Genomic DNA, 18,211 nt, shown 5'->3' with positions numbered 1-18,211 from the left:
TCACCAACCATGAGGATGGCCCTCAGGATAGCGTACGACGGCACGGCATTCTACGGGTTTCAGAGGCAACCAGACGTTAGGACGGTTGAAGGGGAGCTCATAAGGGTACTCTCAAAGCTTGGGATAATAAGGGACGCCGAGAGTTCGAACTTTAAAGGGGCTTCCAGAACCGATAGGGGCGTCTCCGCATTTTTCAACGTCGTGGCCTTTGACGTCGAGGGCCGGGCCGACCTACTCAGGGGAGAGGTTCTCAACCACCACCTCCGCGATGTCTGGGTTCTCGGCGTTGCCGAGGTGCCGAACGACTTCCACCCGCGTTTCTGGGCAAAGTCAAAGACCTACCGGTATTATCTGGTTGATGAGGGGTTCGACGAGGAAGCCATGGGGAACTGCGCCTCCCTTTTCATTGGAACGCACGATTTCTCCGCTTTCGCTAGACTAGAGCCGGGAAAAGACCCCCTTAGAGAGCTGACCCGCCTTGGGGTGAGCCGGCGCCACGGCTACTACGTCATAGAGATTGAGGGCAAGAGCTTCCTCTGGGAGATGGCGAGAAGAATCGTGAACGCCCTCCGCTTCTGCGGTTTGGGATTGCTCGAGGCCAGAGAGGTGAAGAACATGCTGGAGGGAATCTACACGAAAAAAATCCCGCCCGCCCCTGCTGAGGGCCTGGTTCTGTGGCACATAGATTATCCGGGCATCGAGTTCAAGGGGGATGAGAGAGGTATTAACAAAGCGAAGAGAGACCTGTTCGAGCGCTACTCACGGGCGCTTACGAGAGCGGCCCTTCTTGGGGACCTTCTCATCGAGCTTTGAGGCCATCTCCCTGTCATAGTACATGCCGTAGTACTGCTTGAGTGCCTTCTGCCTCTCGATGAAGTGGGTGAAGAGTAAGGGGTCGTCGTCCTGGACATCAACGATGACGGCCTTCATTCCCTTTTTCGGCCTCAGCGCACGGCCTATCGTCTGAATCGTCATGATGTCGCTCTTTCCGCCGCCGGCCAGTATTATCGCCGAAATCTCGGGTATGTCAACACCCTCTTTCAGGAGAGTGGAAACCAGAACCGGAACCTCGCCATCCTTAAACGCATCCAGTATCTCCCACCTGTTTGGGCTCTGGGAGCTTAGAAACTCGGCCTTTATTCCCTCCGCTTCAAGCATCTCCTTCAGGATTTTACCGTGCTCTATGCGCTTCACGTCAATGAGGATACGATGCCCTTTCCTAGCGAGTTCAACGGCCTTCTTGACTATTGCCCTGTTCCTCTCGTCGTTGTTCATTATCATGTCTTCGTAGAGCTCCTTGTAGCGCTCACTGAACGACGGCATGGTCGATTCGTAGGTTATTATCTCAAAACGGGGCTTTGCAAGGAACCTCTCCTTTATCAGATCCTCGGCCTTGACCTCAAATATGGTCGGGCCAACGACGGCCTCGATCTTTATCTCTTCCCCGCGAACGCGGCGCCAGGGGGTCGCAGAGAGGCCGAACCGATAAACCTGGGGAAGGCTGAGTCCAAGCTGGTAGAACTTCTCGGCGGCTGAGGTTCTGTGGCACTCGTCGAACATCACTATCGCGTACTCGTTCTGGAGCTTCTCCGCGCCTCTCGAGAGAAGGGTCTGTATCATGGCAATGGTAACGGCGCGCTCCTCCCATTTGTTGTCCCCGACTATGCCCGGCTCAACGCCCAAAACTTCCCTAACCTTGTCCGCCCACTGGTAGAGAAGCTCCTTCGTGTGGACGACTATCAGCGCGGAGAGGTCGAGCTCGTGGATTATCCTGAGACCGACAACAGTTTTACCGCTTCCCACAGGAAGGGAAAGTACGCCCATCTTCTCCTTAAGGGCCTTTTTTATCGCCCTCGCTTGGTATCTGCGCATGACGTAGTTCTCGTTCCAGGTGGAGTTGAGCTTTACTCCCCTGATCTGCCTCTCGTCCTTAATTCTCACCCGATAACCCTTGCAGTTGAGGAACTTCTTAACCCTCGGAAGGACACCCACTGGGAACGTTCTCTCGTAAGGGTCGTAGAGGCTCTCCGGCTTCTCCCATTTCCCGAAGTCCTTCTTGTAGCTGAGCAGCTCGTATATCTTGAAATAAACCTGGGGGTCAGCCTTCTCGATTTTCACCAATGCCGAACCGTCCGGGATGCGAAGGACTACCATAGGCATGGCCAATCATCGGAGGTTTGGAAAAAGGCTTTATAGACCTTTTGGAACACCCATCTAAGGTGATAGAATGCTGAGGGAAATCATCGAGCGTTTTGAGAATACCGTCATTGTGGAAGAGCCCGTGAGCAAGGAGCTTGAGATAACCAAGTACCTCCTGAAATACCGCGATAGACCGGTTCTCTTCAGGAACGTGGATGGCTGGGCCGTTGCGGGCAACATATGGAGCACGAGGGAGAGGATAGCGGGCTACCTGGGAACCGAGAAGGAGAAACTCCTCCACTTCATAGCGGATGCCATGGAAAATCCCGAACCCTACAGGACGGTTGATGGCGCACCCTTCATGGCGAACTCAACCGGGGACTTCTCCCTAACCGAGCTTCCGATTCCAAAGTACTACCCCAAGGACGGCGGTCAGTACTTCACATCCGCCATGGTCATAGCCAGGGACGAGGAAGGCTTTGTCAATATGTCCTTCCACAGGATGATGGTCATTGATGATAAAAGAGCCGCCATAAGGCTCGTTCCGAGGCATCTGTACGCTATGTGGAAGGAAAAGGCAGAGGCTGGGGAGGAGCTGGACGTCAGGATAGTCGTCGGGAACCCGATCCACGTCCTCCTCGCCGGAGCCACGAGCGTGGCCTACGGCATAAGCGAGCTTGAGATAGCCTCGGCGATGAGCCGGAGGGCCTTTGGAAGACCCCTCGAAGTCTTCGACCTCGGAGGAATACCCGTCCCGGTTGAGACGGAGTTCGTTTTCGAGGCCAAGATACTTCCCGAGCTGACCGACGAGGGACCGTTCGTCGATATAACCGGAACCTACGACTACGTGAGGAAGCAGCCGGTGGTGGTCTTTGAAAGAATGTACCACGTCGATGAACCGGTTTTCCATGCCCTTCTCCCCGGCGGCTACGAGCATTTCATGCTTATGGGCCTGCCGAAGGAGCCGCAGATCTACGCGAGCGTTAAGAGGGTTGTTCCCAGAGTTCACGGCGTAAGGCTGACCGAGGGCGGTGCGATGTGGCTCCACGCGGTGGTGAGCATAACCAAACAGCACGACGGGGACGGAAAGAATGCGATTCTTGCTGCCTTCACCGGGCACCCGAGCCTGAAGCACGTGGTCGTTGTGGATGAGGACGTGGACATATACGACGACAGAGAAGTGGAATGGGCGATAGCGACGCGCTTCCAGGCCGATAGGGATCTGGTGGTCATCCCCAACGCCCGCGGCAGTTCCCTGGACCCCTCCGCAGAGAAGAGCCTCACCGCGAAGTGGGGAATAGACGCAACCAAGCCGCTGGAAAGAAAGGAAGAATTCGAGAGGGCGGAAGTTTGATTTTTTATCCCTTCACTTTCACAGCCTCTCCAAGCCTGACCCCCAGCCTGTCTAGGAGCCTGGCTTTTTCTACCAGATACCAGAGGACCAGAAAGCCAAACCCTGTGGCAAGAAGGGGATTTAAGAGATAGAGCGGCGTTAGCAGGGCAAAGACGGCATAGCCTAAGAAAAACGCAGAGAGCGTGTAGGCGACTTTTCCGATTCCCAGCCTGTAAGCAGCATAGATGCCTGCCACCGCTATCGGTATCTCCCACGGGACGAGGATAAACTTCCCCCAGATGTGCCAGCCGAGCCTCGGAAAACCGTACCAGACACCGTCAGGAAAGAACGGGATACCACCGGTAAATGTATCGGCTAGCAGATGAAGTCCGTTTCCTATGATTCCCAGGGGACCAAACGGAAGGACATAAAAAAACGAAACGAAGCCATGGTTGAAGAAAGTCCTCGTGAAGTCTCCAGTTGCCAGAAGCATCTGGATGAAGCTGTAGTCAGGAGCGGAGTTCGCAACAACGAATGCCGCCAGTAGTCTTTTATCCCAGCCCCTCCAGGCGCCTATCATATAGGCAACAAAAATATGCATCGGTAGCAACATGGAACTCACCTTTAAACTATCCGAACTTTTGTTGGACAACCTAAAAAGATTTTGGTTCGAATTCTAAATAAGGGGTGAAAAAACAAGAAAAGGATTCACTCCACCATCTTGAGGAATATCTCCTCAAGGCTCGGCTCTTTGACCTGCATGGTGAGAATCTTAGCCCCTTGTGCGGCAACGAAATCGTGAATCTGCTCTCTGATGTCCTCCGGCGCCACTATGCGGTACTTCCTCTCACCGAGCGGCGTGACCTTCCACCCGACCCCCGTGAAGTCCACCGGAACGTTGGTCTCCACCACGATCGTGTAGCCCGCCTTCTTCAGGAACTCCCTCTTGATGCTGTCAAGGTTGTCCTCAACGCGGAGCTTACCCTTGACTATTACGCCAACGGTGTCGCATATCTCCTCGACGTGAGCCAGGATGTGGCTTGAGAAGAAGACCGTCCTCCCGGCTTTTTTCTGCTCCCTGATGATGTCCTTGAACTCCGCTATTCCAGTCGGGTCGAGGCCCGTCATCGGCTCATCAAGAATTAGAAGCTCAGGGTCGTTTATGAGCGCTTGAGCGAGCAGGAGACGCTGGCGCATACCCTTCGAGAACTTGCCGACCTTCCGGTTCCTGTCCTCCCATAGATTGACCAGGTCAAGGAGCTCCCTGACCTGCCTCTCCCGCTCGGCCTTCGGGATTCCAAAGGCGTCGGCGATCATATCGAGGGTTTGAACCGGGGTAAGGAAGTCCCATAGGGTGGCATGCTCAGGCATGTAGCCTATTCTCCTCTTGGCCTCAACGAGGTTGTTTTCGTTGAACCTGCCGTTCCTAAAAACCTCAAGGTCGAAGAGCTGAATCCTCCCCTCCTGCGGGAATATCAGGCCCAGGGTGCTGAGGATGGTGGTGCTCTTTCCGGCGCCGTTGGGGCCAAGGAAGCCGTATATCTGACCGGCCCTGACCTCAAGGTTCAGGCCGTCGAGGGCACGAACGTCTCCGTAAACCTTGACCAGATTCTCGATTCGGATCATAGCCATCACCTCAGATCCATACGGAGGAAGCGGTAGAATCCGATTCCAAGGTACACCAGCGTGAGCCCTACGAGTATTCCGAAGTTCGTGAGGTTTTCCCTTATCCCATGCATGAGGCCAAGATATTCAACCTCGGGATTCATAATATCCCCGGAGATCCTTGAGGCGTCTTTCACTATGACGTCCACCTGCTTCGTCGGGACGTAGAAGAGGAATTTGGTAGTGTAGTCCTTGATCTTCCCCTGGGCCTCTCCCCAGTTAATCGGCTGATCCGGATTTCCCACGTAGTCCTTGATGGCCATGAACTGCACTATTGCCGGCATTATCATGAAGATTACAAAAAACACCGCGAGGGAGACGCCAAGGGCTGTGCTGGACGACCTTATGTACGTTGAAAGAATGTAGCCGAGCGCCACCAGCTGTATCATTGCCAAGAGCAGGAGCATGTTGAGTATTAGCGACTCCTTGAAGAGCTCCCAGCCCATGGGTGCCCCAAGCCAGCCAAGGCCTACAACACCGACGACCGTCGTTAACAGGAGCGCAAAGAACAGTATCAAAGCATGAGCCCCAAACTTTCCGCCAATGTATTCAAACCTCTTAATCGGCTTGCTCATTGCGATCCTAAGGGTTCCCTTCTCAATCTCGCTGTTTATAGCCGTTGCACCCATCAGCAGGGCCAAAAGGGCTATGAAAAACCCTCCCATTCCCGTAACGTTGTCCACGAGCACGGCGATGGCATCCCCAACGCTCTCAAGTTCCCGCCCAAATGACTTCTGGAGGTAGAGCTGAGGGATGTACAGAAGCACCATAATCCCCAGCAGAACCCAGAGCTTCTTGGTTCGAAGGCTCTGCTTAAACTCAAGCTGAAAACCCCAAAGCATAGATGTACCCCCCATTGCAGTATTGGAGTAAACTACTCCCGATTAAAATTAACGCAAGAAGTATAAAAATTTTGTCAATCGAGTTGAAAGAGCTCACAATAGATTAAGCACGGGAGGTTTTCTTTCCCCAGGAGATGGCCCAAGTGGAGATTAAATGAAGCCGCGAATCATTGGGAAACTTAGAGGGAAGCCAGCTTCAAAACGTCCTCCCATTTTGGACAGTGCTCCCTCACTCTTCTCAGGACCTCCTTGTTCCCCCCCAGGACGGGCCAGAGTATAGAGTCTATGTGCAGTGGTGGGATACCCGTCTCTTCCGCAATCTTGTTCCAGAAGCTCACCGGCGGCTCGTTCGTGAATCTCTTTGTATAGGCGTTTATCCTCACGTCATCGGGTATCTCGATGGCCATTGGATACGGCACGAACTCCCCAAAGGCTATCCTGCCCGCGTAGCCGAACATCTTAACCGCGAAGACTATAGTCTTGGCGCTTCTCTTTGAGCCGAGGCCCTTTGCAAGCCCGTCACGAAGGCATTCCATGCCGTTGAAGTAGTAGTCCCTCAGGTCACGTAGGGAGAGCGAATCGAGAAAAGGTTCGAGCCTCTCCAGCCTCCTCACCTTCCCGGCGACCAGCCTTCTGTTGGTCCTCGAATTCGGCAGAAAGGAGGAGTACGCCTCGGCTATGCTTCCTACTGGTGGGTTCTCGGAAAAGTGCTCGGAGAACTCCCACCACCACCTTTCGCCCTTCGCCGTCAGCTGATAACTCACAATGGAATTCGCTATGACCAGCTTGATGAAAAGCTCATCGTCCCCAAGGTTCGCATGGAGGTTTTTGAGGGCATCGAACTGGAGGTCAACCTTTTCCTCAATGATTCGGGCACAGTCAATGCCAAGTTCGCTTAAAATCTCCCTGAGGATCCCCACTTTTTCTTCGTCGGCCCGGTACCTTACCTTGATGAACCTATCGAGCGTCAAGCTAACCACCCACAGATTTTATCAGCCTCTCAAGGAACGCGCTCTCCCCAATTATCTCCGCCCCTGTGTTGTTCGGAAGGCCAAGCTCGACCTTCGCCCTTATCCCGTGCTCCCTCAGGTAGTCGTGGACCTCGGCGCTGAGCCTTTGGAAGTCACTCCTGAGTATCAGCCCGTAAACGGTCGGCCCCCAGCTGCTCTGGCCACAGCCGTAGGTTTTCTCTGCCAGGAAGTCGAGTATAAGCTTAACGTCCTCCCTGAACTCCCCACCCTGGTACGGCTCAAAGTGCTTTCCCACGAGCCTCTGTATAGCGGAGAGGTGCTCACCGAAGGTTCTCACGTCCCGCTCCTTCAAGGCCGGGAGGAGGCCGAGCAGTATTCTGTGACTTATCTCCATCGCCACGTCCACCCTGCCGACGACTCCCGCCATCACTGGCTTTTCTTCCTCCTCGTCGAGGCCGGGCTTGAGCTCGGGAATAACCAGCAGAAAAGCCCACCCCTCCGGGAAGTCCTCGCGGAATATCAGGGGCGGAATGCCGTTCCTAACGCCGCCGTCTATGACGAATCCGCCGTAGGCGAAGGAGTAGATTCCGGCACCACCGTTCCTTCCCCTTCCAAGAACCTTAGCCAGCTCTTCAACAGAGACGTTCAGGTTGTTAAGCCGGGCTATTCCCATCGCGACCGCCAGGCTGAGCTGGGTCGTGGAGCCGAGACCAACGTGCCGGGGGATGGCCTTCCTGACCTCAACGATGTAGTTGACTCCGGTTTCGTAGGCGGAGTTCATCCTCTTTATAGCGAACTCGATGGTTTTTCTGTCCTCACCTTCGGCAATTATATCCATTGCCTCGCCCTCAACGATTCTGACCTCGTAGCCGCCTTCGAGGGCAACGCCAAGGCTTCCGAAGCGTCTCCCAAAGGTGGCCGATGGATCGATGAGACCCAGATGAAGCCTCCTCGGAGTACGGATTAGCATGAACACCACCAGAACTGGAAGGGCAAAAGTCCTTTTATACCCAGCGGCTATTTTTAGGCGGTGAAGACCATGAAGTTCGCGGGAGTTGACCTAGGTGAGCCGAGGATAATGGGCGTCATCAACGTTTCGCCTGAGAGCTTCTACAAGGGGAGCGTCAGGAACGACGAGGAGAAACTCATTGAGACTGCAGTAAAGATGGTTGAGGATGGAGCAACCTTCATCGACATCGGCGCCAAATCGACGGCCCCTTACCTTGAGACCCAGATTCCAGTCGAGGAGGAGGTAAGGCGGGCAGTATGGGCGATTAAAACCATCCGCGACCACGTTAACGTTCCCATAAGCATAGACACCACCAATGCAAAAGTCGCCGAAGAGGCCCTTAAATCGGGAGCGGACATTATAAACGACGTCACCGGTCTGAAGGGCGACCCCCGGATGGCGCAGGTCGCGGCTGAATATACCGCTCCCGTGATAGTCTGCGCCCACGGCGAGGTTAGGAACCTCAGCGACCCGGTCCACACGGTGATAGACTTCTTGCAGGAGAGCCTCGTCATAGCCGAGAGACACGGTATCGAGGAGATAGCCATAGACCCGGCGATAGGCTTCCTCCGCCCGGAGTGGCCCCCCTGGTACGAGTGGGACTCAAAGGTCATAGCCAACCTCGACATCCTCAAAATCTTCGGACGGCCCATCCTTATAGGGGTCTCCCGGAAGTCCTTCATAGGGGCGATAACCAGTAGAAAAGACCCAGCGGAGAGATTACCCGGAAGTTTATCGGCAACAGCAATAGCCGTCCTCAAGGGAGCACACATCGTTAGAACGCACGACGTCAAAGAAACCCTCGACGCGGTCAAGGTAGCAAGCTTCATCCGGCGCTTTTCACCTTGACTTCCTTCCATTCTTCGACGAGAGTCGCCAGCAACGAGAGGGCCACTGGTCCGATTATTATTCCAACGAACCCAAAGGCCAGATAGCCGCCAAAGACTCCAACGAGCGAGATTAGAGCGTTGACACCCTTCTCCCTTGTTCCGAGCCTGGGCCTCAGGAGTATATCGGGAAGGGGCGAGATGAAGACGATTCCGTAAAGAGCAAACACAATGGCGCCGGCAACGTTTCCGCCCTTAAGCATGTAAACCGCACCGGCGAGCCAGACAACCCAGCCTCCAAAAACTGGCAGGAGCTCAAAGATCACGGTGAAGATTCCAGCGGCTATGGCTCCTCCAGGCTTGGCGAGTTCAAAGAGGATGAAACCACCTGCGGTGAAGACACCTTTGAGGATGCTGATGGCCAGCCAGCCGCGGAGAAGACCGTGAAGTGTCTCGCCGGCCTTTTCGAGGAGCTTTATCGCCAGCTCCCTGTTCTCTGGTGGCAGAAGTGAGTAGACTTCCCTCCGAATGGCCCTGGCGTTTATGAGCATACCGTAGAATGCGAAGACCATGACTATCGCCTGAAGGGAGAGCTTGGGGAGGGAGTACGTGTATCCGAGGACGTATTCCTCAAAGCGCTTCGGAATGTCTTCAGCGAGCTTCTGAAGGAGTTCGTAGACGGCAGCCGGAAGGTTCCAGGTGAGGAGCCACTCGAAGAAGGAGTTGATGTAGTACGCTAACGAGCTCTTGACATCGTTTATCCAGAGGGCGAACCCGATTATGAAGAGGAAGGTGGTCAGGGTAAGGATGGCCGTCATGATGAACGCCGAGACCTTGTTGCCAGTTTTCCTCGCCAGTCTCTCGTGGAGGGGGTAGAGGATGTAGGCGAGCGTCACCGCAAGGATTATGGGAGAAAGGATGGGACTAACCGTCTCCCATACGAGGTAGAGGACTATGAGCGAAACCGCTATCCATATCCCCGCTTCAAGCTCCATCGAGCATCCCCAGATACTTCAGTATCAGCTCCCGCGCGCTCGGCTTGTTGAAGACTATGAGTGTCTTTCTGCCCTCGTCAAGGATGAAATTCTTCCCAAGGGCTAATAAACCTTTCTTGAGCTTGTGAATCTCCGCCTTCTCTAAGTCTATGCTTTTCATGACTTCCTCGGGTGCACCCGTCTCCTCCAGTGCCTTCTCCAGCCTCTTGAGAACGCTCCGGTTGAGGAACTTTACCGGACTCGGCCTGAACTCCTCGGCAACCGCTTCACTGCCATCCATGTAAATCCCCCAGAACTCCTTGGCGCACTCGAATGGATAGACGTAGTCCTCGCCGTAGTCTGGAAGGTAAAGCTCCCTGATCACCGCAAGGAGAAGCCTTCTGGCGTCGTTCCCGTAGAACTCGACCCGGAGTTTAAATTTTTCGTCCTCAAAGCCGTTATCAAACACCTCAAGCTTCTCCTCGCAGAGCATGGCCATCACCCCGTTCTTACGTAAGCGCTAACGTACCTTGGGTCGAGGAGCAGGGCGGTGCTTCCAAATATGCCGAAGTCAGAGGGAGTGGAACCTTTGTAGATGACTATCCGGGGGTTGGTGACGTTGAGGGCTTTTTCCAGCACGCTAACCGCGTAGTCCAGGTCGCCGGTTTCGTCAACCAGACTTCCGGTAACGTTCATGGCGAACCAGGTTCTTCCGGTTGCGTATTTCTTCGTCTCGTTGATGCTCATGCCCCTGCCGTTGCTCACCGCCTGGAGGAAGCCTTGGAAGTAAGTATCAACCATCTCCGTTATCATGGCCTTTTCCTCTTCGGTGAGACCGCGCCATTCGGCGCCCATGTCCTTGTAGGGCCCGGTCTTGAAGACCTCGACTTTTATTCCGTTCGTTTCATAGTTCTGCTGGAGGTTGTAGTGAACGTAGATGACGCCGATGCTTCCCACGTCTGCCAGGGGGTCTGCTATTATTTTCTCGGCCCCGACGGCTATGTAGTAGCCGCCGGAAGCGGCTATACCTCCTGTGTACGCAACAACCGGCTTTACAAGGTTGAGCTTCCGGACAGTGGAATATATCTCCCTCACCGGCCCAACGTAGCCGCCAGGGCTCTCTATCCAAAGAACAACACCCGCGATGGAATCGTTCTTGGCTATCTCCCTCAGAGTGGGAATCACGCTAAGGGCCGTGTAGTCGTCTATGAGGCCGAATATGGGGACTATAGCTATCGTTGCGTTGCCCTCGGGCAGGTTCTGCTCCCTGAGCTGAGCCTTCAGAAAATCAATCTGCCTCTGGAGCTCGTCTATCTGAAGCTGGTACGAAGTGGTGTTGCACGTGACGTTGGGCCCTTGGACGAGAACCGTTGTAGTAACGTTTGAGGGCGGTTGGTAGGTTTTCAGTTCTGAAGTTTGCATGTAGAGCAGGACGACGGCTACGCTCGACGCCGCAAGAAGGAGTACGAGAACGGCTGAAATGTACTTCCAGATGTTCTCTCTCATTCGCTCACCCACCTATATCTCCAGCCGGAACTTTTAAACCCTGCCCCTCGGTAAGCTTTTATATCCAGCGCTCAACTCTCTTGTAGGTGGTAGCATGGAGATAGGCGTAACGATTTACCCGCACTTCGTCACCAAGGACAAAACACTCGCATCAGTCCTAGCGGACGTCAAGATAAAGAACTACGACTTCGTCTCGATATTTCCCCACACCCTAGGGCTGATAATGAACGGTGTCGTAATTGAAAAGAAGCTCAGGAACATCGAAACGACGCTCAGGGGCGTTGGCATCGACTACATAGTCAGGATGCCCACCTCCGTCAATCTACGCGACCACATCTACTACACCAGACACTTCCGCGTGGCAAGGGCGATGGCGGACGTTGCAATAAAGCTCGGTGCCAAGGTTATAGTGATGCAGAGCGGAAGAACAGGAAGGCTCGACCTTGAGATAGAAGCCATTCAGCAGCTCGCCGACATGGTGGCGCCGTTCAACATAAAGATAGCCCTTGAGAACACCTTCAGCGTCAAGGACACGCTCTACGTTGTGGATAACGTCGAGAGGGAGAACGTAGGCTTTGCCCTCGATGTAGCCCACGCCTTCCTCAGCGCACAGGGTGATGCCGACAAGCTGCTTGAAGACGTCAAGCTCGGAACGGACAAGACGGTAATACTCATGATACACGACAACTTCGGAAAGCTCTTCCCCCAGGTTGAACCAGAAGATGCACTCGCCTACGGCGTCGGCGACCTGCACCTCCTGCCAGGAGAGGGTAGCATACCCTTCGGAAAGGTGCTCAAGCTCTTCGGCGATGTGCCGCTTCTCCTCAAGGTCAAAGACCCCGAGAAGTTCGCGAAGGTTCCAACGAAGCATGGACTGATAGAACTTCTCACGAGCCTATAACCCCAACCTCTCCCCTATTACTTTGAAGACTTCAGCGAAAGCCCTTCCTATCGCCTCCTTTTTTCTCGAAAAGTGTGTAACGTCCTCGGCAAAGTTCTCCCTCAGAATCTCGACGGCTTCCTCCACAGTTATCTTGCCCTCAAGCCACGCGTAGGCGAATATCGCCTCCGCTATGTCGCCCTTACCGTGCTTGTCGGTCCTCGGCGGAATAACGCCCCTCAGCCCGGCCAGCTCGAGGGCTATGGTCAGAGACGCGTTGGGAACCCTCTCTCCGGTGGGCCTCCCAAGGTATTCACTTAGGGCCAGCGAGAAGACAAAGTTCACCAGTGAATCTCCGAACTTCGCGAGCCCCTTGTCCGTGAAGTCCCTCTCGTACCTCAAGCTCTCACCCATTCCCTCTCCGAGAGCCAGGCTTTAAGGTTTTTGAGATGGGGCAGAGTGGCTGACAGTATCAACGCATAGAGGAGGAGCGTCAGACCAACGCTGTAGGCAACGTAAGGTTCATCCGAGAATATCCTGAACGTTATGGAGTCAACGAAGTGGACAAGTGCCCAGTTGGGGTTCTCCATGTGCACGTGGAACCAGAATGCGGAGGGCTGCATTATCGGCCAGATTCCGGCGTAAACAACCGTGAACAGCGACAAGACACCCGTTATGTCCATATCAACCGCCGCGAGCAGTATCAGGAACGCCACCAGAGGAACGAGGTACTGCGGGTTGACGCGCCAGTAGGTGGCGGTGAAGACGGCGTAGGCAAGGGCAGTAGAGACGACAAGATTTCTGTTAAATACATGCCTGATGAGAACCAGCGAGAGAAGGATAAATGCTGAAACGTACCAGTATCGGAGGAGGAAAAGGGTGTCCCTCCCCCCCGTTATGTGGAGGTAGGTCGCGAGGCTCGAAACCCCGTTCATGCTGTAGGAGACGGGAAGGGGGTACGAAACCTGTATACCCCTCAGCAAGTCCGGTAACCCCTTCAGACTCGATGGGCAGAAGAGCATCATCGGCAGAAATGGGGTTAAAGCGCCGAGCAGAAAGAAGAGAACTCGTGAGATGGCTCTCCTCCCGTTTAAAAAGGCATCCCAGAGGTTCAAAAGCGCCGGAAATAGGAGGGTGTGCTTGACCGCCAGAGAAAATCCGTAGAGGGCATAGGAGAAACGCTCTCTGCGGGAGGCGTAAAGTCCCGCGAGGAAAAAGGCAAGCGCGAGTTCATCAAACATTCCGTAAACGGCCGAGACGTGAATCGTTATCGGGTTCAGGTAGTAGAGTGCAGCCCCAAGGATGGCGAGTTTTTGACTTTTCTCGCGGATTAAAAGATACAGAAGAAGGGCCACAGCAGTGTCGGCGAGGATGAAAACCAGCTTGACGGAGAACGCCCACGTCGGGTCAACGTAAACGTAGTAGCTCCCACCGCTCCAGAAAGCCCGGACGGAACCTCCGACAACGTACCTCACGAGACCAAGGACGTACGCCATGACCGGGCCGTAGACGTAGGGCCAGGGATACGGCCAGCCCTTATTCCAGAAGCCGGTCGCGTCGGCATAGGAGTAGAAGCACGCCTTATGCTCGATCATGGTTCCAGCGAAGCCGTAGAACTGGGCCAAATCACTGCCGGCCGAGTAGGGGGCCAGGATAAGCCTTATTGACAGACCCAGCAGGATGATGACGATCAGTAGATGACCCGAGCGTTCCAAGTATTCCACCCCGGTAGGGGTCGTTGATTTCAACTTAAAGTTAGAAGAGTCCGGCATTTAAGGGTTTGGGTGGGGAACGGAAAAGGAAAAGGCTCACTCGCCTATAGCGGCCTTCCATGCATCGAGAACGGCCCTAGCCCTGTCGAATATCTTTTGAGCGGCTTCCTCAAGGGCCTTTTCCGGACTTACTTTTCCGTCGGTGACGATTCTGAACTTGGGCTTTCTCGCCATAAGAACCGGGTGCTCGATGGTGTAACCCGCGAAGGTCACGTGCTTGTTCTCATGGAGTACCTCGTTGAGCAGGTTGGCGAAGGTGTGGTCTTCACCCTCAAGGTAGAACTCAAGGACGTTTTCCTCACGCTTGATGACCTCAATCTTCATTTTCCTCACCCTCTAAGTGTTTGAGGAGCTCTTTCATCGCCTGCTCCTTGTTCTTCACCAGTTCGTATTTAAACTTATCCTCCTTCCACTCGGCCAGACCGAGTTCAACGAGCAGGTCAATTACCTCCATGGGGTCGAGGTCTTTGAGAATCGCCACGGGGAGGATGACCTCCCTTATCTGCCTGGTGGTCTGGAGGGAGATGTCCGAGAGGTACTCGCCGAGGGTTCCAGTCAGGGAAACCAGCTCCTCCCATGGCATGGACGTTATCAGCTCGCCCTCTCTCAGTTCAACGGTTTCTCCCAGGAGTTCCAGGGTCTTTACGAGTATCGGGGTTGAGACACTCGCCCCGGACTCCCTGAGAAGGTCGTCTATCGTGTAGCGGTAGAGGCCGCGTCTGTCGGGGTACAGCTTGGCCCTGACACGGTTGTGTATTTCCCTTATCCTGCGGATGGCTTCTCTGATGTCGTCCTTGGTTCCCTGAACGTTTATCTTGAGGTCGTTGAGTTTGGCGTGAACATAGATGAACGCAGGAAGGCGAAGCCTCTGAAGCTCCCTGAGAAACTCCTCCTTCTCCCTGTCGTCCCGGACGTGGATAGTTATTACCTTCTTCGCCCTGGCCATACTCACACCTTCAACTTTCTGTAGAGGGAGGACAGCTTCCTGGTCTCGACGTGGCCGCAGCGCGGACAGATGAGTTTGTCGCCACGTCTCACGAGGGGCGCCCTGCACCGGGAGCAGAGGGCGTAGATAACACCTAGGTCGTGGCCCTTGGTGGACAGCTGGATTGGACTCTTCTCGTTTGCTATGACTCTCGCCCTGATGATATCGCCTATCTTAAACTCGCTGCTCATGCCCTCCACGTAGCCTTCTCTGACCTGAGAGATGTGGATTCCGGCGAGTTTCGATGTCGCTATCTCCCGGTCGTTCCTTCCCTCGATTTTAATGAGCTGAACTATTGCCGCCTGGGGCTTGACCTCAATGACCTTGGCAATGACTATGTCACCGACCTGAGGAAGGGGCGGTGTGTCCGTCACGGGCTCGACGCTTATCTCCATTTTATCCTGGTCTATCCTTACCTTACCTGCCCTTATTGCGTAGAGCTCACCGTTCTCCTCCTTAACACCCTCACCGGGGAAATACTCCTCAATGACGCCGAGGTAGTCCCCAGGAAGAACCAGGTCACCGTTCCTTGCACTCCTCTTTTCATCCATTCTCCCACACCTCCATGAAAGTTCCAGCCCGGATTTTTTAAGCCTTTGCCATGCGGGGGATTTATAAGGGCGAAGGGAAAAGTTTTAGTAATTCCAATTGAGCCTATGGTGGTGGTTAAAGATGAGAATGCTTCTGATACACAGCGACTATTTGGAATACGAGGTAAAAGACAAGGCCCTGAAAAGCCCCGAACCGATAAGCGAGGAGCAGAAGAAGGGCAGACTTGACGAGGTTCTGGCGGTTTTCATGAGCGTTGAGAAGGCCGACGAGACCAACCCCGACGAGGTCGTCGAAAAGGCAGTTATTGAGATTAAGGACGTTGCTTCACAGGTAAAGGCCGACAGGATATTCGTTTATCCCTTCGCCCACCTGAGCAGCGAGCTGGCAAAACCCGACGTGGCGCTGAAAGTTCTCCAGAGGATCGAGGAGAGGCTGAGGGAGGAGGGTTTTGAGGTCAAGCGCGCGCCCTTCGGCTACTACAAGGCCTTCAGGCTGAGCTGCAAGGGACACCCATTAGCAGAACTCAGCAGGACGATAGTCCCGAGTGGCGAGGCGGTCAGCAAGGAGGAGCGCAACATAGCCCTTGAGAAGGAGGAGGAGGAGCTCAAGAGCTACTGGTACATCCTCACGCCCGAAGGAGAGCTCGTCGAGGTCGAAAAGTTTGACTTCACGGGGCATGAGAATCTCAGGAAGTTCGCCAACTATGAGATAAGCAAGAGCAGGGTGGCGGAGAGAGAGCCTCCCCACGTCAGGATAATGCTTGAGCAGGAGCTGGTTGACTACGAGCCAGGAAGCGACCCTGGAAACCTCCGCTATTATCCCAAGGGCAGGCTCATCAAGGGTCTCCTCGAGCAGTACGTCACCGAGAAGGTCATAGAGTACGGCGCCATGGAGGTCGAGACCCCGATCATGTATGACTTCGAGCACCCGGCGCTCGAGAAGTACCTCAACCGCTTCCCCGCTAGGCAGTACGTGGTTAAGAGCGGCGACAAGAAGTTTTTCCTCAGGTTTGCAGCCTGCTTCGGCCAGTTCCTCATAAAGAAGGACGCCACGATAAGCTACCGCAACCTGCCGCTCAGGATGTACGAGCTTACCCGCTACTCGTTCAGGCGCGAGAAGAGCGGAGAGCTTTCCGGCCTCAGGAGGCTCAGGGCTTTCACGATGCCCGATATGCACACCGTCGCCAGAGACCTCAAGCAGGCCATGGACGAGTTCAAGAAGCAGTACAAGCTCAGCATGGAGGTTCTCAGGGGAGTTGGACTCACTCCCGAGGACTACGAAGTTGCCATAAGGTTCACCGAGGACTTCTGGAAGGAGAACAGGGACTTCATCGTTGAGCTGGCGAGGATAATCGGCAAGCCGGTCCTCATCGAGATGTGGAAGCAGAGGTTCTTCTACTTCATACTCAAGTTCGAGTTCAACTTCGTGGACAACCTCGACAAAGCTGCAGCTCTCAGCACCGTCCAGATCGACGTCGAGAATGCAGAGCGCTTTGGAATAACCTACTACGACGAAGAGGGCAAGGAAAGGCACCCGCTCATACTCCACTGCTCCCCGAGCGGAGCAATCGAGAGGGTCATGTATGCAATCCTTGAGAAGCAGGCCAAGCTCCAGGCGAAGGGCGTAAAGCCAATGTTCCCCCTCTGGCTCAGCCCGATACAGGTACGCGTAATTCCTGTCAGCGACGAGGTTCTCGACTACGCGCTCTACGTGGCCGGGAAGCTTGAGGGAGCAAAGATTCGCGTTGACGTTGACGATACCTCCGACAGGCTCAACAAGAAGATAAGGAAGGCCGAGAAGGAGTGGGTTCCCTACGTCATCGTCGTCGGCAGGAACGAGAAGGAGCAGGGCACCGTAACCGTCAGGAGAAGGAGCGACGGAAAGCAGGTAGAGATGCAGCTCGAGGACCTCATCAGGGAGATAAAGGGTCAGACCGAGGGCTTCCCCTACAGGCCAAGACCCCTGCCGTTGCTCCTCAGCAGGCGCCCCAAGTTCAGGGGCTGATTTTTCTTATCTTCAGCTTTTCCATTCCACTTCTCTTTGTAACGCGGAACGAGTACATCTCCGGTTCAAAGTCCTCGTAAGGCGCAGATATCAGATACAGTGCTTCTTTAAGCCCCGTTTCTTCAAGCCAGGACTTGGCAAGGATCACATAATCGCTTATCTCCGAAACCCACGCCACAAACCGGGTCGAGACAACGTCCCTGTTGAGGGCCAGCACCAGTATGGAGTCCGGAAGCTGGTGGGTTCTGGATGCGAGGGTCTGGTTGAGAAGCTTCAGGGTATTGTCCTCCCCGAGGAGCAGAGAAACTCCATCGAGGGTATAAACCAGACGGAAAACCGGTCGGTCTTGAATGAGGCTCTTCAGGTGGGTGTTGTATATGCGGTCTATCTTTGGATTGAGGGTCTCAGGCTCGACTTTGTCCAGATAAAAGACGTTTGGGATTGACTCCCGTGAGCCGTACCTCGTTCCAAAGAGGTCTATAACAGCCACATCGCCCTTCTGAAGGGCTGTTTCCATATCAAAGCCAACTGTGCTTGCTTTCCTCATGAACGACCTGATGGGTCCCAAGTAGTTGGATATTATACCGAGGCGGCCGTTCTCAACTGCATACCGGAGAAGAAGGAGGGGTATTCTCCAGGCAGAAGAATACGCATCGTAGATAATGCTGACGGTAGAGCCAGGGAGATATTCCTCCCGAAAGAGGTCGATGACGTTCATCTCCACCCGCCTTCCCCCCATAAAGTTGAGGGGA

At 54.4% G+C, this 18,211-nt stretch carries 20 protein-coding genes; 5 read left to right on the top strand and 15 right to left on the bottom strand.

The features are described from left to right. Positions 1–9: 9 nt before the first annotated feature. Positions 10–813 (top strand): tRNA pseudouridine(38-40) synthase TruA, encoded by an 804-nt coding sequence (truA, locus tag E3E25_RS03370; RefSeq protein WP_167891816.1) that lies wholly within the window; start codon positions 10–12, stop codon positions 811–813. On the opposite strand, the gene E3E25_RS03365 is transcribed toward truA, so the two are convergent. After that, positions 760–2,154, bottom strand: a complete 1,395-nt coding sequence (locus tag E3E25_RS03365; protein WP_167892641.1) for a DEAD/DEAH box helicase — start codon at positions 2,152–2,154, stop codon at positions 760–762. The two genes, truA and E3E25_RS03365, sit on opposite strands and share 54 nt — an antisense overlap. Before the next feature lie 73 nt (positions 2,155–2,227). On the opposite strand from E3E25_RS03365, the gene E3E25_RS03360 reads away from it, so the two are divergent. Further along, positions 2,228–3,493, top strand: a complete 1,266-nt coding sequence (locus E3E25_RS03360) for a UbiD family decarboxylase (RefSeq protein WP_167891815.1) — start codon at positions 2,228–2,230, stop codon at positions 3,491–3,493. A 4-nt stretch (positions 3,494–3,497) separates the two neighbouring features. Here E3E25_RS03360 and E3E25_RS03355 read toward each other — a convergent pair whose 3' ends face one another. The 5 genes from E3E25_RS03355 to E3E25_RS03335 form a co-directional block, all read right to left on the bottom strand. Further along, positions 3,498–4,085, bottom strand: coding sequence for a hypothetical protein (locus E3E25_RS03355; protein ID WP_167891814.1), 588 nt, complete (start codon positions 4,083–4,085; stop codon positions 3,498–3,500). A gap of 95 nt (positions 4,086–4,180) precedes the next feature. Beyond that, positions 4,181–5,098, bottom strand: a complete 918-nt coding sequence (locus tag E3E25_RS03350; protein ID WP_167892640.1) for an ABC transporter ATP-binding protein — start codon at positions 5,096–5,098, stop codon at positions 4,181–4,183. A gap of 5 nt (positions 5,099–5,103) precedes the next feature. After that, complete coding sequence (locus E3E25_RS03345) at positions 5,104–5,979, bottom strand: ABC transporter permease subunit (protein ID WP_167891813.1); 876 nt, start codon at positions 5,977–5,979, stop codon at positions 5,104–5,106. 179 nt (positions 5,980–6,158) lie between these two features. Continuing rightward, positions 6,159–6,950 carry an N-glycosylase/DNA lyase gene (locus E3E25_RS03340; RefSeq protein WP_167891812.1) on the bottom strand — a complete coding sequence of 264 codons (792 nt, stop codon included), beginning with the start codon at positions 6,948–6,950 and terminating at the stop codon, positions 6,159–6,161. 1 nt (position 6,951) lies between these two features. Further along, positions 6,952–7,920 carry a beta-ribofuranosylaminobenzene 5'-phosphate synthase family protein gene (locus E3E25_RS03335; RefSeq protein WP_167891811.1) on the bottom strand — a complete coding sequence of 323 codons (969 nt, stop codon included), beginning with the start codon at positions 7,918–7,920 and terminating at the stop codon, positions 6,952–6,954. A 69-nt stretch (positions 7,921–7,989) separates the two neighbouring features. On the opposite strand from E3E25_RS03335, the gene folP reads away from it, so the two are divergent. Then, on the top strand, positions 7,990–8,808 hold the full coding sequence (gene folP, locus E3E25_RS03330) for a dihydropteroate synthase (protein ID WP_167892638.1): 819 nt from the start codon (positions 7,990–7,992) through the stop codon (positions 8,806–8,808). Here the strand turns inward: folP and E3E25_RS03325 are convergent. The 3 genes from E3E25_RS03325 to sppA are packed head-to-tail and all read right to left on the bottom strand — an operon-like array spanning position 8,786 to position 11,266. Further along, complete coding sequence (locus E3E25_RS03325; RefSeq protein WP_167891810.1) at positions 8,786–9,781, bottom strand: AI-2E family transporter; 996 nt, start codon at positions 9,779–9,781, stop codon at positions 8,786–8,788. The genes folP and E3E25_RS03325 overlap by 23 nt on opposite strands. Continuing rightward, entirely contained in the window at positions 9,771–10,253 is a 483-nt protein-coding gene (locus E3E25_RS03320) for a PH1570 family protein (RefSeq protein ID WP_167892639.1), read from the bottom strand. The genes E3E25_RS03325 and E3E25_RS03320 overlap by 11 nt, the downstream gene beginning before the upstream one ends. A gap of 5 nt (positions 10,254–10,258) precedes the next feature. Next, positions 10,259–11,266 carry a signal peptide peptidase SppA gene (sppA, locus tag E3E25_RS03315; protein WP_167891809.1) on the bottom strand — a complete coding sequence of 336 codons (1,008 nt, stop codon included), beginning with the start codon at positions 11,264–11,266 and terminating at the stop codon, positions 10,259–10,261. A gap of 94 nt (positions 11,267–11,360) precedes the next feature. On the opposite strand from sppA, the gene E3E25_RS03310 reads away from it, so the two are divergent. Beyond that, a complete protein-coding gene (locus E3E25_RS03310) occupies positions 11,361–12,167 on the top strand; it encodes a sugar phosphate isomerase/epimerase (protein WP_167891808.1) in 807 nt (268 codons plus the stop codon). On the opposite strand, the gene E3E25_RS03305 is transcribed toward E3E25_RS03310, so the two are convergent. The 5 genes from E3E25_RS03305 to E3E25_RS03285 all read right to left on the bottom strand — a co-directional run bounded on the left by E3E25_RS03305 (position 12,162) and on the right by E3E25_RS03285 (position 15,454). Further along, positions 12,162–12,548 carry a ribonuclease III family protein gene (locus E3E25_RS03305; protein WP_167892637.1) on the bottom strand — a complete coding sequence of 129 codons (387 nt, stop codon included), beginning with the start codon at positions 12,546–12,548 and terminating at the stop codon, positions 12,162–12,164. The two genes, E3E25_RS03310 and E3E25_RS03305, sit on opposite strands and share 6 nt — an antisense overlap. Next, entirely contained in the window at positions 12,545–13,870 is a 1,326-nt protein-coding gene (locus E3E25_RS03300; protein ID WP_370456665.1) for a hypothetical protein, read from the bottom strand. Before E3E25_RS03300 ends, E3E25_RS03305 begins: the two co-directional genes overlap by 4 nt. An 84-nt stretch (positions 13,871–13,954) precedes the next feature. Next, a complete protein-coding gene (locus E3E25_RS03295) occupies positions 13,955–14,242 on the bottom strand; it encodes a DNA-directed RNA polymerase subunit L (protein WP_167891806.1) in 288 nt (95 codons plus the stop codon). Beyond that, on the bottom strand, positions 14,232–14,864 hold the full coding sequence (locus E3E25_RS03290; RefSeq protein WP_167891805.1) for a DUF2067 family protein: 633 nt from the start codon (positions 14,862–14,864) through the stop codon (positions 14,232–14,234). Before E3E25_RS03290 ends, E3E25_RS03295 begins: the two co-directional genes overlap by 11 nt. A gap of 2 nt (positions 14,865–14,866) precedes the next feature. Next, positions 14,867–15,454, bottom strand: coding sequence for an exosome complex RNA-binding protein Csl4 (locus tag E3E25_RS03285; protein ID WP_167891804.1), 588 nt, complete (start codon positions 15,452–15,454; stop codon positions 14,867–14,869). A gap of 121 nt (positions 15,455–15,575) precedes the next feature. Between E3E25_RS03285 and E3E25_RS03280 the strand changes: the two genes are divergently transcribed. Next, complete coding sequence (locus E3E25_RS03280; RefSeq protein WP_167891803.1) at positions 15,576–17,459, top strand: threonine--tRNA ligase; 1,884 nt, start codon at positions 15,576–15,578, stop codon at positions 17,457–17,459. On the opposite strand, the gene E3E25_RS03275 is transcribed toward E3E25_RS03280, so the two are convergent. Further along, complete coding sequence (locus tag E3E25_RS03275; RefSeq protein ID WP_167892636.1) at positions 17,449–18,177, bottom strand: hypothetical protein; 729 nt, start codon at positions 18,175–18,177, stop codon at positions 17,449–17,451. The genes E3E25_RS03280 and E3E25_RS03275 overlap by 11 nt on opposite strands. Positions 18,178–18,211 lie beyond the last annotated feature (34 nt).

Source organism: Thermococcus sp. MAR1 (genome assembly GCF_012027305.1).
Classification (GTDB): Archaea; Methanobacteriota_B; Thermococci; order Thermococcales; family Thermococcaceae; genus Thermococcus.
The sequence above is the reverse complement of the archived record's forward strand: the minus strand, read 5'-3'. Positions and strand labels throughout refer to the sequence as shown.